The 14,486-nt window shown below is 70.9% G+C and carries 12 protein-coding genes, 1 tRNA gene and 1 pseudogene; 6 read left to right on the top strand and 8 right to left on the bottom strand.

Annotation, left to right across the window (positions count from 1 at the left end):
* Positions 1-3: 3 nt before the first annotated feature.
* The 3 genes from ACW5E8_RS09850 to bioB are packed head-to-tail and all read right to left on the bottom strand — an operon-like array spanning position 4 to position 3,303.
* Positions 4-1,008 (bottom strand): multidrug resistance efflux transporter family protein, encoded by a 1,005-nt coding sequence (locus ACW5E8_RS09850; RefSeq protein WP_456965357.1) that lies wholly within the window; start codon positions 1,006-1,008, stop codon positions 4-6.
* Between the two features lie 23 nt (positions 1,009-1,031).
* Positions 1,032-2,231: an 8-amino-7-oxononanoate synthase gene (gene bioF / locus ACW5E8_RS09845; RefSeq protein WP_456965356.1), complete on the bottom strand. Its 1,200-nt coding sequence runs from the start codon at positions 2,229-2,231 to the stop codon at positions 1,032-1,034.
* Positions 2,232-2,241: 10 nt separating this feature from the next.
* Positions 2,242-3,303: a biotin synthase BioB gene (bioB, locus tag ACW5E8_RS09840; RefSeq protein ID WP_456965355.1), complete on the bottom strand. Its 1,062-nt coding sequence runs from the start codon at positions 3,301-3,303 to the stop codon at positions 2,242-2,244.
* 49 nt (positions 3,304-3,352) lie between these two features.
* Here bioB and ACW5E8_RS09835 point away from each other — a divergent pair, with 49 nt between their 5' ends.
* Positions 3,353-4,147, top strand: a complete 795-nt coding sequence (locus ACW5E8_RS09835) for a double zinc ribbon domain-containing protein (protein WP_456965354.1) — start codon at positions 3,353-3,355, stop codon at positions 4,145-4,147.
* A 5-nt stretch (positions 4,148-4,152) separates the two neighbouring features.
* On the opposite strand, the gene ACW5E8_RS09830 is transcribed toward ACW5E8_RS09835, so the two are convergent.
* Together ACW5E8_RS09830 and ubiA are read right to left on the bottom strand one after the other, a co-directional pair.
* Positions 4,153-5,841 carry an MFS transporter gene (locus tag ACW5E8_RS09830; RefSeq protein WP_456965353.1) on the bottom strand — a complete coding sequence of 563 codons (1,689 nt, stop codon included), beginning with the start codon at positions 5,839-5,841 and terminating at the stop codon, positions 4,153-4,155.
* Positions 5,842-5,952: 111 nt separating this feature from the next.
* A complete protein-coding gene (gene ubiA / locus ACW5E8_RS09825) occupies positions 5,953-6,864 on the bottom strand; it encodes a 4-hydroxybenzoate octaprenyltransferase (protein ID WP_456965352.1) in 912 nt (303 codons plus the stop codon).
* Positions 6,865-6,972: 108 nt separating this feature from the next.
* Between ubiA and ACW5E8_RS09820 the strand changes: the two genes are divergently transcribed.
* Positions 6,973-7,049 (top strand) — tRNA-Arg (locus ACW5E8_RS09820).
* 9 nt (positions 7,050-7,058) lie between these two features.
* On the opposite strand, the pseudogene ACW5E8_RS09815 reads toward ACW5E8_RS09820, so the two are convergent.
* The 3 genes and pseudogenes from ACW5E8_RS09815 to ACW5E8_RS09805 all read right to left on the bottom strand — a co-directional run.
* Positions 7,059-8,273, bottom strand: a pseudogene (locus ACW5E8_RS09815) (FAD-dependent oxidoreductase); the annotation flags it as partial.
* A 123-nt stretch (positions 8,274-8,396) separates the two neighbouring features.
* Entirely contained in the window at positions 8,397-8,528 is a 132-nt protein-coding gene (locus tag ACW5E8_RS09810) for a putative transporter small subunit (RefSeq protein WP_456965351.1), read from the bottom strand.
* The gene (locus tag ACW5E8_RS09805; RefSeq protein ID WP_456965350.1) at positions 8,525-10,276 is read right to left on the bottom strand and encodes a sodium:solute symporter family protein; all 1,752 of its coding nucleotides are present in this window, start codon (positions 10,274-10,276) and stop codon (positions 8,525-8,527) included. The genes ACW5E8_RS09810 and ACW5E8_RS09805 overlap by 4 nt, the downstream gene beginning before the upstream one ends.
* Before the next feature lie 277 nt (positions 10,277-10,553).
* Here ACW5E8_RS09805 and ACW5E8_RS09800 point away from each other — a divergent pair, with 277 nt between their 5' ends.
* From ACW5E8_RS09800 to zapE, 4 genes are all read left to right on the top strand, one after another.
* Positions 10,554-11,069, top strand: coding sequence for a c-type cytochrome (locus tag ACW5E8_RS09800; RefSeq protein WP_456965349.1), 516 nt, complete (start codon positions 10,554-10,556; stop codon positions 11,067-11,069).
* Positions 11,070-11,145: 76 nt separating this feature from the next.
* Positions 11,146-12,558 carry an ExeM/NucH family extracellular endonuclease gene (locus ACW5E8_RS09795; RefSeq protein ID WP_456965348.1) on the top strand — a complete coding sequence of 471 codons (1,413 nt, stop codon included), beginning with the start codon at positions 11,146-11,148 and terminating at the stop codon, positions 12,556-12,558.
* Between the two features lie 115 nt (positions 12,559-12,673).
* Entirely contained in the window at positions 12,674-13,345 is a 672-nt protein-coding gene (locus tag ACW5E8_RS09790) for an alpha/beta hydrolase (RefSeq protein ID WP_456965347.1), read from the top strand.
* The gene (gene zapE, locus ACW5E8_RS09785) at positions 13,338-14,471 is read left to right on the top strand and encodes a cell division protein ZapE (RefSeq protein ID WP_456965346.1); all 1,134 of its coding nucleotides are present in this window, start codon (positions 13,338-13,340) and stop codon (positions 14,469-14,471) included. The genes ACW5E8_RS09790 and zapE overlap by 8 nt, the downstream gene beginning before the upstream one ends.
* Positions 14,472-14,486: the final 15 nt, after the last annotated feature.

The following is a 14,486-nucleotide window of genomic DNA, read 5'->3' as shown; positions in this document are numbered from 1 at the left end:
CGCTCAGGCGCCCTTGTCGGTCCGCAACACCCGCGTCGCGCGGTCGCTGCCCGCGGCAGGACGCGCCACCACCCAGGCGAAGGCGACGATGCCCAGCACCACCAGCGCGGCGCCGCCCAGCGCCATGTCGCGTGGCCAGTCCTCGCCCAGCAGGAGCGCGCCCAGCAGCATCGCGAACACCACCTCGGAGCCCTGCATCGCCTCGGCCGCGCCCAGCGCCAGCGGGTGGTTGCGCACCATGCCGGTGGCCTGGAAGAACAGCACCATCGCGATCACGCCCGCGAACAGCGCCACGGCCGCGCCCAGTAGCAGCTGAGACGCGGTCGGCAGGCCCTGCGTGGCGCCAGCGTAGATCGCCAGCACGACCCAAAGCGGCTGGCTCGCCAGGGTCATGCCGAACACGCGCTGGGTCGCATTGAGCGGCTCGTGCGTCTGTTCCAGGTGCAGCAGCAACAGCCGGTTGCCGAGCGGGAAGGCGAACGCCGCGACCAGCAGGCACACCAGCGCCACCCATCCCGCGGCATCAAGCGCACCGTCGGCGTGACCGAACTGCATCAACAGCACGCCGGCGAAGATCAGCGCCGCGATCGCCAAGCCGGCACGCGGGATCCGGCGGCGCGCATCGCGGTACACGAAGGGTGCGCACAGCATTCCCGCGATCACCGTGAACTGGAACGTCCCGGCCACCAGCCAGGACGGGCCACTGGCGGCGGCGAAGCTGAGCATGCAGTAGAACAGCCCGAAGCCGATCAGCGAGCAGCGCACCCAGGGCCAGGGGTGCGCGGCGATCGCGCGCAGCACCGGCTTCATGCCGCCCTGGAAGGGCATCAGCACCAGCATCAGCGGCAGGGTGAACAGGTAGCGCAGCGAGGCGATCCAGGTCCAGTGCGTGGCCTGGTCCGCGGCGACGCGGTTGAGCACGTAGGTGAAGGTGAAGAACAGCGCCGCGCACAGGGCGATGCCGACGGCGGCCAGCGCGCGGCCGGGTGCGATGACGTCCTTGGACATGGCGGCTGCGGCGCCGGCGACGATCAGGCGGCGCGGGCGGCGTCGACGTGGTCGCGCGCGCGGGCGAGCGCGGCGACCAGCGCATCCACCTGGTCTTCGTCGTGCGCCGCGCACAGGGTCACGCGCAGGCGCGCGCGGCCTTCGGGCACGGTCGGCGGCCGGATCGCGGCCACGCGGAAGCCATCGGCGTCCAGGCGTGCGGCCATGTCCAGCGCGCGCGCGTTGTCGCCGCAGGGCACCGGCTGGATCGGGGTCACCGACTCGGGCAGCTCGAAGCCCCGCGCCTGCATGCCCTCGCGGAAACGCTGCACCAGCGCGTCGAGCTTCTCGCGCCGCCAGTGTTCGCGCCGCGCAAGCTTCACCGACGCCAGCGCGGCCGCGGCCTGCGGCGCCGGCAGCGCGGTGGTGTAGAGATAGGGACGCGCCGTGCCGGCGAGATGGTCGATGAGATCGACATCGCCGGCCACCACCGCACCGTAGCTGCCCAGCGCCTTGCCCAGGGTGATCAGCTGCAGCGGCACATCGTCCACGCCCAGGCGCGCCTCGGCCACGCTGCCGCGACCGCCGGGGCCGAGCACACCGATACCGTGGGCGTCGTCGACGTAGAGCAGTGCCGACTGCATGCGCGCGGCGAGCGCCAGCTGGCGCAGCGGCGCGACGTCGCCGTCCATGCTGAAGACGCCGTCGGTGACGAGCATCGCGGCGCCTTCGGGCACGGTGCGCAGCTGGCGCAGCGCGCCCTCGGCGTCGGCATGCGGATAGCGGCGCAGGCGGCAGCCGGCCAGGCGCGCGCCGTCGATCAGGCTGGCGTGGTTGAGGCGGTCCTGGACGCTGGTGTCGCCGTCACCGAGCAGCGCCTGCTGCACGGCGAGGTTGGCCATGTACCCGCTGCCGAACACTAGCGCGCGCGGCACCTCCAGCCAGTCCGCGACCTCGCGCTCGAGCGCCTCGTGGGCGACGTGGTGGCCACAGACCAGGTGCGAACCGATGCCGCCCACGCCGTCGCGGGCGGCGGCATTCTGCATCGCGTCGACCACCTGGAACTGCTGCGACAGGCCCAGGTAGTCGTTGCCGCAGAAGTTGATCAGCCAGCGGCCATCGAGCTCCATGCGCACGCCGTCGCGGCGGCCGACCGTGCGACGGCTGCGCACGAGGTCGTGCGCCATCGCCTCGGCGCGTTGGGCCTGTGCACGGCGGCGGAGGTCGGGGCGCTTGGTCGCCATGACCCGGATCCTACGCGACGCAGCTGCGTGGCTGGTCGACGATGTCGGCGTGCACGGTGCCGCCGTGATCGTGCCCTTCGGCATCGACCGTGACCGCCATCACACGCAGGCCCAGCCGATCGAACAGCGCCTGGTCGTGGGCGACGTCGGGGTTGCCGGTGGTCAGCAGCTTCTCGCCGTGGAAGATCGAGTTGGCGCCGGCGCTGAAGCACAGCGCCTGCAGCTCGTCGGACATCTGCTCGCGCCCGGCCGACAGCCGCACCATCGACTTCGGCATCAGGATGCGCGCGGCCGCGATCGTGCGCACGAACTCGAAGGGATCGAGTTCCGCGGTGCCGTGCAGCGGCGTGCCTTCCACCTGCACCAGGCGATTGATCGGCACCGAATCCGGATGCGCCGGCATCGTCGCCAGCGTCTGCAGGAAGCCGGCGCGCTGGCGACGGGTCTCGCCCATGCCGACGATGCCGCCGCAGCAGGTCTTGAGGCCGGCGTCGCGCACGTGCTCGAGCGTGTCGAAGCGGTCCTGCAGCTCGCGGGTGCGGATGATGCTGCCGTAGTGCTCGGGATCGGTGTCGATGTTGTGGTTGTAGTAGTCGAGGCCGGCGTCCTTGAGCGCCTGGGCCTGATCGCCCGAGAGCATGCCCAGCGTGGCGCAGGTCTCCAGGCCCAGCGACTTCACCCCGGCGATCATCGCGGCGACTTTCGGGATGTCGCGGTCCTTCGGCGAGCGCCAGGCGGCGCCCATGCAGAAGCGCGAGGCGCCGGCGGCCTTGGCCTGGCGGGCCTTCTCCATCACCGCCTCCGTCTCCATCAGCTTCTGGGCGTCGACGCCGGTGTCGTAGCGCTGGGCCTGGGGGCAATAGGCGCAGTCCTCGGGGCAGCCGCCGGTCTTCACCGACAGCAGGGTGCTGACCTGGACCTCGGCCGGGTCGAAGGCCTGGCGATGGACGCTGGCGGCGCGGAACAGCAGCTCGGGGAATGGAAGGTCGAGCAGCGCCTCCACCTCGGTACGGGTCCAGTCGTGGCGCGGCGTGGCGGCGTCACCGACGCGGAATTCACTGACGGCGGGCATGGCGTGATCCTGAAGGTGCTTGCGGAGCTGACCGGGCAGTCTGGAAAGCATGCCTGCCCCTGTCAACCTTGCGCAGGCCGCTCCGGTTGACGGCTGGCTGGCCCGGCTGGGCCGCAGCATCTGGGCCCCGCGCTGCCTGGTCTGCCGGGAACCGGCGTCGGGCCGCTTCGATCTCTGCGCCCGCTGCGAGGCCGGCCTGCCATGGATGCCGCCCGCCTGCCTGAGCTGTGCGATGCCGCTGGCGGCGCGCATGCCGGGATCGGGCGCAAGCGTTGCCCTCGCGGCGGATGCTGCGGGCGGGCTGGTCTCGCATCCACCGTTGCTATGCAGCGCCTGCCGGCACGCGCCGCCGCCGCTGGGCGAAGTCCACGCCGCCTTTCTTTACGGCTTCCCGCTGGACCGCCTGCTGCCACGCTTCAAGTTCCACCGGGACCTTGCCGGTGGCCGCCTGCTCGCGCAGGCCATGGCCGCCAGCCTCTGCATGCAGGCCCGCCCCGATGCCCTGGTGCCGATTCCCCTGCATCGTGCCCGCCTGCGCCAGCGCGGTTTCAACCAGGCGCTGGAGCTCGCGCGCCCGCTGGGGCGAATGCTCGGCGTGCCGGTGCGCGCCGACCTGCTGCTGCGCGCCCGCAACACCAGTCCGCAGTCGCGGCTGGACGCGGACGCCCGCGCGGGCAACCTGCGCGATGCCTTCGATGTTCCCGGCCACGCCGCGCCGCCGCCCCACATCGCCCTCGTCGACGACGTCATGACCACCGGCGCCACCCTGCATGCCGCCGCTGACGCACTGTTCGATGCCGGTGCCGACCGCGTCGACGCCTGGATCTGCGCCCGCGCGCCCTAGGCGCCCTACGATGTCCGAATGGGCTCGGTCACCGGCTCGGTGAGGGCCTGCGGGCCGGACACGGGCACGGTGTGCAGGTCGCTGGTCTGGCGTTCGATCATCCGCCGCACCCGCGGCGCATCGGGACCGCGGTGCAGGGCACGCAGGTGCGCGGGAATGGTCGCGTCGTCGTGGGTAAGGCGGCTGTTGTGGCGGATGTACTCCAGCCACGTCGACGTCTCGTAGCGCTCGATCCAGACCTTGGGGTCGGCAAGATCACGGAGTACCCGCCAGTTGCGCGCGCCGTCGCGGCGACGGATGCGCCGCCGCTCCGCCATCGCGCCGAGGAACTCCAGCACATCCCCTTCGTCGATCATGTACTCGATCGTGATCACCACCGGCCCGGTCCGCGGCTGCACCGGGACCGCGGTGGCGGGCTCCTGCCAGCGCCTGAGCGGATCAAGGTTGAGTTCGGTCAGTTTCGCCAGCGGCAGCCAGAGGCCCAGCAGCGCGCACGCGACCATGACCAGCGCCGCGGCAAGCAGCGCCGTGCGCACGTCGCCATGGTCGGCGACGAAGCCCCACAGCCAGCTGCCCAGCGCCATGCCGCCGAACGCGGCCATCTGGTACAGCGACAGTGCGCGCGCCACGACCCAGCGCGGCGTCGACAGCTGCACGGTCACGTTGAACGTGGACAGCGCCAGCACCCACGCGGCGCCGCCGAGCATCAGCGCGGCCATCGTCAGCAGCAGCAGCGTGCTCATGGCGGCGCCCGCCGCGGCCACGGCGAACGCGATGCAGGCGCAGCGGACCAGGCCTTCGGTCGACAGCATCTCGCGCAGGCGTGCGCTGCCCATCGCACCCGCGATCGCGCCCATGCCGAAGGCACCGAGCAGCAGGCCATAGGTCAGCGGCCCGCCCGCGATCAGGTCCTTGGCGACCAGGGGCATCAGCGCCATGACCGCGCTCGCGCCAAGGCCGAAGACGGCGCTGCGCCCGAGGACGATGCGGATGGCGGGCGACATCGCCACGTAGCGCACGCCCGCGGCAATCGCACCGCCCAGCGCTTCCCGCGGCAGCTGCCGGGGGTTGGGCGCCGGGCGCCAGCGCGCCAGCACCACGATCAGGGCGATGTAGCTGACGGCATTGATCGCGAACGCCGCCGCGGCGCCGGCGGCAGCGACGATCGCGCCACCGATCGCGGGACCGACGCTGCGCGCGATGTTGAAGCCCATGCTGTTGATGGCCACAGCGCCCGGCAGCTCCGCGCGCGGCACCATGTCGCCCACCGACGCCTGCCACGCCGGTGCGTTGAACGCCGCACCGCAGCCGATCAGGAACGTGAAGAGCAGCAGCAGCCACGGCGTGATCAGTCCCGACCAGGCGCACAGCGCCAGCGCGACCGACACCAGCAGCATGAAGAGCTGCGCGCCGAGCATCATCTTGCGGCGGTCGAAGTTGTCGGCCATGGCGCCGGCCACCAGCGAGAACAGCATCACCGGCAGCGCGACCGATGCCTGCACCAGCGCGACCATGTCGGCCGACTGCGCGATCGAGAGCATCAGCCAGGACGCGCCGACCGACTGGATCATGCCGCCGAAATTCGAGGACGCGCTCGCGAACCAGACCCTGCGGAAGATCGGATAGCGCATCGCCGACAGCGCCGAGGGGCGCTGCGCTGGATCGGGTGGTGTCTGGGGGGCGGTCTGCGCCATCAGGAACCTGGCCGGAGGGGACGGCGGCAAGTAGGCCAGAGTCGCTGCGTCCGCCGCGTCACGATCGATCCCGCACGCTTGCCGCTGCAGCCGGTACCGGTGCCATCGCGGTCAGGCCGGCACGCGCAGTGCGAGGTCGGCGGCGATTCCGGCGAACACCACCAGCCCGACCCAATGGTTGTGCAGGAAGGCCCGGAAGCAGGGCCCACGTTCCCGATGGCGGGCCATCCAGAACTCCCAGGCCACCAGCAGCACGGCGACACCGAGACCCGCCCAGTAGAACGGGCCCAGCCCCGCCTGCCGCCCGACCAGCGACAGGCCCAGGAACGTCAGCGCGTACAGCACGCCCTGCGCCACCAGGTCCATGTCGCCAAACAGCACCGCGGTGGATTTCGAGCCCACCTTCAGGTCATCGTCGCGGTCGACCATCGCGTACCAGGTGTCGTAGGCGGTCGACCACAGGATGTTGGCTGCATACAGCACCCACGCGACCGGCGGCACCTCGCCCTGCACCGCGGCGAACGCCATCGGGATGCCCCAGCCGAAGGCCATGCCCAGGTAAACCTGCGGCAGGTGCGTGTAGCGCTTGAGGTAGGGATAGGTGGCGGCCAGGAACACGCCCACGAAGCTCATCGATATGGTGAGCCGGTCGAGCGTGAGCACCAGCGCGAACGCCGCCAGCATCAGCACCGCGAACAGCAGCAGGGCCTCGCGGCCGGACACGGCACCGGTGGCGAGCGGGCGTTCGCGGGTGCGCTCGACGTGGGGATCCAGCCAGCGGTCGGCGTAGTCGTTGATCACGCAGCCGGCGGCGCGCGTCAGCCACACCCCGGCACTGAAGACGAACAGGATCCACGGCGGCGGCACGCCTTCGGCCGCGATCCACAGCGCCCACCAGGTCGGCCACAGCAGCAGCAGCCAGCCGATCGGCCGGTCGGCGCGCATCAGTTTCCAGTAGAGACCCAGGCGCTGGCGCCAGGCGGGCGCGGTGGGAGGCCGGGTCTCGAAACGTTCGTAGGACATGGCGCCATGGTACCGCCGGGTGCGCGATGCCAGCGCCGCCGCGCATCTGCCCCCGGCGCATGCTGCCGCTCGCATCATCCCGCCGGATAGTGGAAAATGGCGGTCTGCGCGCCTGTAGCTCAGCCGGATAGAGTAGTGGCTTCCGAAGCCATTGGTCGGGGGTTCGAATCCCTCCAGGCGCGCCATTCCATCCCCAGCGCATCGACGAACGCTTCGTCCAGCCCCGTCGTTCCGAACAGTCCGCGCCGCGTGCCGGTCAGCACCCGCAGCATCTGCCCGCGCCCGCCGGGCATGCGGCCGAGCGGCAGGAACGCGGCGTCCCGCACCTTGGCGACCGTGTCGTAATCGGACTGGAACAGCGGCGTCAGCCAGCGGCTCCACAGCTGGTAGATCCAGACGTGGGCGCGGCGCTCACGCTGGTAGATGGCAAGCGCCGCCTCCGTTGACGGCGCGGTCCGCAGCGCGCCCGCCAAGGCCTCCGCGCCCATCAGCGCCATGTTCACGCCCTGCCCCAGCTGCGGGCTCATCGCGTGCGCGGAGTCGCCCACCAGCACCACGCGGCCGCGATGCCAACGACGCATGGTGGTGTCGCGATAGCGCGCCCGTGCGAGCTGCGCGGGGTCGGCGATGGCCGAGAACACCTCGCCGGCATCAGGCCACAGCGTGTGCAGTTCTTCGAGCCACGTCGCCAGGCCGCCCTGCTCCCAGTCGGAGAAGGCGTCCGCCTGCAGGCTCCAGAAGAAGCTCAGCCGCCGCGTCGGATCGCCCGGGCGGCCACCCACCGGCAGCAGGCCCACCATCTTTCGCGCGGCCACGTAGCGCTGGCGCAGCTCGTCCACCCAGGGCCAATTGCCGGCGGGCAGCAGGCACCACAGCGCGCCCCAGGGATAGGGCCGGTCGACGCGCGGCGCGGCCACGCCGCCGCGCAGGCGCGACGCTGCTCCGTCGGCCACCACGACCAGGTCGAATGCGCCGTGGGTTTGGCCGTCGGCATCGCGCAGCACGCCGCGGTCCGCATCCACGCCGACGATGTCGCAGCCGGCGCGAAGCGCGTGTTCGCGTGCCGTCCATTCGGAATCGAGGATCGAGAACAGCGCGCCACGCTGCAGTCCGACGCCGTACAGGCGCGACTCCAGGCCGGCATAGCGCATGTCCATCACTGCGCGCCCGCAGGGCGTGTCGCCGAACAGCCGATCGACGCGCGCCCCATGCTGGAGCACGGATCCGAGCAGCCCCATGCGCCACAGCACCTGCAGGCCGCTGGGCTGGAGCAGGAAGCCCGCGCCCACCGGCCCGGGCCGGGCGACGCGCTCGAACACGGTGACATCGTGGCCGTCGCGCGTCAGCAGCACGGCGGCGGCCTGGCCGGCGGTGCCATAGCCGACAACGGCAATGCGGAGCGGAATCATCGGCAGGCGAGTCCTTGCGGCCAGGTGCGCTGCCGTCCGGCGCGCGCCGGGATTCTGCCCGACGCGCGCAGTGGCGGCCAGTCGCGCGCAGGCCCGATGCCGCGCGCGCCGGCCGTCACCGGGTCAGACCAGCTCCTCGCCCGTGCGTTTCGCGCGGCGCACGTCGCGCCATACGCCGCGGCCCATGATGAACATCATCACCAGCACGATCACCGGCCAGACCAGCACGTAGGCCAACATCATCAGGTCCTTCATGGCGTCGCCTCCCGGGCAAGCACCGGCAGCGGGCCGGCATCGTCGGCCGGCTCGGCCTGGGCGCAGTCGTCGAAGTTGCGCACGCGCCTGGCGATCAGGTCGAAGTCGAAATCCTCGTCGCTGCGGAAGCTGAGCAGCGAGCACACCACGGTGCTGACGCCATAGGCGTTGAGCGAACTCAGCAGCACCGGGTAGTCGCGCAGGAAGCCGAGGGTGAAGGGCGCCATCGCAATGATCGCCAGCGCGCCCACGGTCAACCCGGCACGCTTGCCGAAGAAGCCGAACGTCATCAGCCCCAGCACCACGCCGATGCCGATGGTCCCGAACAGCTCCAGCACCACCGCGTACACGCCGACGATTGGCAGCAGCTCGAAGCGCGCCACGGTGAACGCCACCAGCGATACCAGTACCGCGGTGGTGAAGGCGCGGTTGTTGACCTTCTTCCAGTAGAAGCTGGCGATCACCGGGAACACGATCGAACCCCACAGCGCGCCCACGAACACCAGCAGCGCCAGGATGTCGATCCTGAAGCTGGCGAAGATCAGCCCCGCGGTGGTGGCGACGATCATCGTGATCCGCCCGACCCACAGCATCGTCGCCGGATTCACGCGTCCCTTCGCGAGGTTCTTGCCATAGATGTCGGTCATCATGATCGACGACAGGGCGGCAAGATCCGAGTCGGCGGTGGACGACAGCGAGCCGATCACCATGATGAAGAACACGCCGATCATCACCGGACCCAGGTAGCTCGAGGCCATCTGTGGAATCAGGTTGTTGTGGTCGCCGCCGGCCGGCTCGATGCCGACCATCAGCGCCACCACGCCCAGCATGCCCAGGCCGATCACCGTAGCGCCGTAGCTGATGGTGGCCGAGATGAAGGTCGGCTTGATCAGGTCCTCGCGCACCGCGAACAGGCGCTGGGCGATGGTCTGGTTGCCGATCGCATAGGCCAGCACGGCGACGAAGTACGGCGCGCCCTGCTCGAGGAAGGCGGTCTTGGAGAACATCGACGCCTGTTCGGCGCTGAGCCGTTCCCAGCCCTGCGACACCGCTTCCATTCCGCCGGCGTTGAAGAACACCAGCGGGATGATCAGCGCAGCCGCGCCCAGCATCGCCGCCACCTGCACGACGTCGGTCATGATCGAGGCGCGGAAGCCCGACCACAGCGTGTACGACAGCGTGCCGATGCCGGCGATCATCACGCCGTGCACGAAGTCCAGCGGCGACAGCATCGCCACCAGCGCACCGGCGGCGGTGAAGTTGGCCATCAGGCTGATCACGCTGCCTGCGATGTTGGAGCCGGCAAGGATCAGCTGGCTGGAGCGGCCATGGCGGGCGTGCATGATCTCGGCCAGCGTATGCGCCTCGGGTGCGACCTCGCGGAAGCGGCGGCCGAAGGGATAGATGAAGAGGATCATGAGCGCACCCCACAGCCCGTAGTGGATGGGCCCGGAGATGCCGTACTTGTAGCCGGAAGTGGCGGCAGCGTAGAAGGAGGCCGCCCAGATCCAGGTGGCGGTCATGCTGGCGGCGGAGATGCCGAAGCCGACGGCGCCGTTGGAGGTCATGTAACCGTCGACGTTCTCGCTCTTGCGGGCGATGCGCGTGGACATGAGGAAGGTGCCGCCATAGAAGGCGAGCATCAGCAGGAGGACGGTCGGTGTCTGGAGTTGGTAGAACGTCTGGTCGGCCACTGGCAGGCGGAAGCTCCCTGGTCGAAGCCACTCGGGCTTGATGGGACGCAGCACGCGGAAGTCCACGCGGACGACGGACGTCCGCAAAGGAGGCAAAGAGCGCGGAATTGGACCAGCTGCGCCATGGGGCGACCCCGGAACCGTCGTGGAACGACGCATGACATCGGGGGCGCGGCGAAGGCGGCATCCTAGCATCCAGGCGTAAAACCGCCTTGAAACACGCTGTTGCACCAAGACGGGAGCGGCCGCCCGGTGGCCGTGTCGCAGTTCCGGCGCGTGTTCTATAATCCAGCGCAGCTGTGGCCGCCGGCCACGCACGCCAAGGTGTTCCGTGCGCAATTACGACCTCGACTTCCTCAAGCGGTTCTCCCTGATCATCGGTTTCCTGACCGTGGTGACCTTCGGGTTGATCGTCCTGTCCTACTTCGTGCACAAGTCGCTGCCGGACGAGGTCGATCCGGGCGTCGCCACGCGCACCGCCCACCGCATCGCGCCGGTCGGCGCCGTGTACGCCGGCGATACCGGAGCCGCCGCCCAGGCCGTGGCCGCTGCCGCGGCGGCGGCCTCCGCCTCCGCCCAGGTCGCCTACGGCGGTACGCTGGACGGCTCGGTGGTCTACAACAATCTCTGCGCCGGCTGCCATACCGCCGGCGTCGCCGGTGCGCCGAAGATGGAGCGCGCGGACTGGACGGCGCGCATCGCCCAGGGCGCCGACACCCTGCACCGCCACGCCATCGAGGGCTTCACCGGCGCGACCGGCATGATGCCGGCCAAGGGCGGCAACCCGGCGCTGACCGATGAGCAGGTGATCGCCACGGTCGACTGGATGGTCGACAACCTCCAGTAAGCTGGCTGGCCGCCGGTTGCCGACGCCGCCCACCGGGCGGCGTCTTTGTTTTCGCCCTGCAATCCACGAGGCCGACATGATCCGCAAAGCGTCCGTCCTGACCGTGCTATCGCTGTCGCTTGCCATGGGCGGCTGCGCGGGCACCGCCCTGCGCAGTGTGCCCGCCGACGCCAAAGCACCGGTCGCGATCGCCGCGCCGCCGGCCGACTGGAGCCTCCACGACGGCCAGCGGGTGCGCATCACCGCGCCGCTGGTGGTGTCCGGCAACCACCGCCTCGGCCGCGAGGGCAGCCTGGTGGCCAGCTTCGGCGGGCGCCTGCAGACACCAACCGAAATCGTGATGCCGGGCACCGAGGCCTCGGCCGTGGCCGCCGCCAACCGTGCGCGCAGCCTCACCCTGGTCCTGCCGGCGAAGGCCGCCGCACATCCCCGGACGTGGCGCGCCGGCGGCGTGCTGGAAGCCGCCGAGGGCGACCTGGTTGTCGACGAACACGGCCCGCGCCTGCACCTGCAGGACGTCGAGACGCTGCAGCCCGCGGCGCGGCCCGCGGCGCCCACGGTGGCCGGCGAAGTCCGCCTGGCCAGCCTCAACCTGCAGAACCTGTTCAACGGCGATGGCCGTGGCGGCGGCTTCCCGACTGAACGCGGCGCGCACAGCATGGCCGAATACCAGGCCCAACTCTCGCGCCTGGTCGCCACCCTGTCCTCGCTCGACGCCGACGTGGTCGCCGTGCTGGAGCTGGAAAACGACGGCTACGACGCCGACTCCAGCCTCGCCCAGCTGGTCGCAGCGCTCGATCCCGAAGGCTTGCGCTGGCGCTTCGTCGACGCCGGGCAAGGTCCCGGCGACAACCCGATCCGGGTCGGCATCATCTACCGCGGCGATCGCGTCACGCCGCTGGGCCGCGCGGCCACGCTCGAGGACGACACCTTCGGCCCGCTCAGCCGCGCGCCGCTGGCGCAGGCTTTCCGCGCCGGTACCGGACCGGCGTTCGTGGTGGTGGCCAACCACTTCAAGTCCAAGGGCTGCCGCGACGCCGCCGGCGCCGACCTCGACCAGGGCGACGGCCAAGCCTGCTTCAACGCCACCCGCCGCGCATCGGGCGAGGCCCTGCGCACGTGGCTGGCCGGCGACCCCACCGGCAGCGGCAGCGACCTGGTCGCGGTACTGGGCGACCTCAATGCCTACGCGATGGAGGCGCCGGTGCGGGGCTTCATCGACGCCGGCTGGCACGACGCACTGGCCGCCGCCGACGGCGGCCGACCCTACACCTATATCTACGATGCCCAGGCCGGTCGCCTGGACCACGTGCTGCTCAGCCCCGCGCTGGGCGGGCGGCTGCAGGATGCGGCCATCTGGCACAGCAATGCCGATGAAGCCGCGAACGTCGTCGATCCAGCAGTCAACAGCGGCGAAGTTCCGCGCGGGCCGTGGCGCGCGTCCGACCATGACCCGGCGATCGTCGGGCTGCGCTTGCGCAGTCGCTGAGCGCGCCCCATTGCCGCTGCCACGGCGGCGGCGCGCCGGGCGGCACGCGCACCGTGGGCACGGCCCGCTTCCCGCCTCGACCGCCGCTGAATGCCGCGGCGATTATCATGGGCGCATGACCAGCCACCCGCCTTTCCCGGAAGCCTCCGGCGGCCTCGTCCTGCCCGGCCCTGCTGGCGCGCTCGAGGTCGCCGTCGACCTGCCCGAAGACGACGTCGCCCGCCAGCCGGTGGTGGCGATCGTCTGCCATCCGCTGCCCACCGAGGGCGGCACCATGCACAACAAGGTCGTGACCATGGCCTCGCGCGCGCTGCGCGAACTGGGCGTGGCCACGGTGCGCTTCAACTTCCGCGGCACCGGCGGCTCAGACGGCCAATTCGACCACGGCGACGGTGAGCGCGACGACCTGCGCGCAGTCGCCGAATGGGTGCGCGCGGCGCGTCCCGACGATCAGCTCTGGCTGGCTGGCTTCAGCTTCGGTGCCTACGTCAGCCTGGCGATGGCCGCCGAGCTGCAGCCGTCGATGCTGATCTCGATCGCGCCGCCGGCCGGGCGCTGGGACTTCGCGTCCATCACCACGCCGACGATGCCCTGGCTGGTGGTGCAGGGCGACGCCGACGAGATCGTGGACCCGCAGGCGGTCTACCACTGGCTCGACGGGCTCAAGGCGGAGCACGAACTGGTGCGCATGCCCGACTGCAGCCATTTCTTCCACCGCAAGCTCATCGACCTGCGCGGCGCGATCAAGAGCGGCACCCGGCGCCACCTGCCGATCGCCCATGGCTGAAGCGCCAGGGGTGCCCCGCCCGTCGCAGGCCTATCGCGAGGGCGTCGCTCGTGGCGACTGGGACGACGATCCGGCGCAGCACGCGCCGCTTGCCGCCCTCGACCGCGTGCATCGTGAGCTGTTGGACACGCCGCGCCGCGGCTGGCTATCGCGCACCTTCGGCCGCGACGCGCCGGCGCCGCAGGGCCTGTACCTCTGGGGCGGCGTCGGCCGCGGCAAGACCTTCATGGTCGACCTGTTCTATGCCGGCCTGCCCCTGCCCGAGGCCAAGCTCGATGCCGGCCATGGCGACGGCAACGGCAAGCGCCGCACCCATTTCCACCGCTTCATGCGCGTGGTCCACGCGCGCTTGCGCGAACATTCGGGCGAGCGTGATCCGCTGGCCACCATCGTGGCCGAGTGGCGGCGCTCGCTGCGGGTGCTGGTGCTGGACGAGTTCTTCGTCAGCGACATCGGCGACGCCATGCTGCTGGCGCGGGTGCTGGAGCGGATGTTCGCCGAAGGCATCGTGCTCGTCACGACGTCCAACATCGCGCCGGCCGGGCTGTACGCCGACGGCCTGCAGCGCGCGCGCTTCCTGCCGGCGATCGCACTGCTGGAACAGCACTGCCAGGTGCTCGAGATCATCAGCGACACCGACTACCGGTTGCGCGAGCTCACCCGGTCACCCGTGTACCGCACGCCGCTGGACGCGGAGTCCGACCGCTGGCTCGAATCACGCTGGCATGCGCTTGGCGGCGACGACGCACACCGCGACGGCAGCATCGAGCTCGAAGGCCGCCGCATCGCCACCCGCGCACGCTGCCCCGGCATGGCCTGGCTCGACTTCGATGCGCTGTGCGAAGGGCCGCGCGCGGCCTCGGACTACATCGAGATCGCCAGCGAGTTCCACACCGTGCTGCTCGGTGGCATCCCGATGATGGACGCGCTGCGCGACGACGCCGCGCGGCGCTTCGTCACCTTCATCGACGAGGCCTACGACCGCAACGTCAAGCTGGTCTGCACCGCGGCTGCGCCGCCGCACGCGCTGTACGGCGGCGAGCGCCTGACCGGTGCCTTCGAGCGCACCGCGTCGCGTCTGATCGAGATGCAGTCCAGCGACTACCTCGCAAGGCATCACCTGTAAGCCGGGCGGCGGCCG

Source organism: Luteimonas sp. A649, from assembly GCF_054072735.1.
This window is presented reverse-complemented; position numbering and strand designations above follow the sequence as displayed.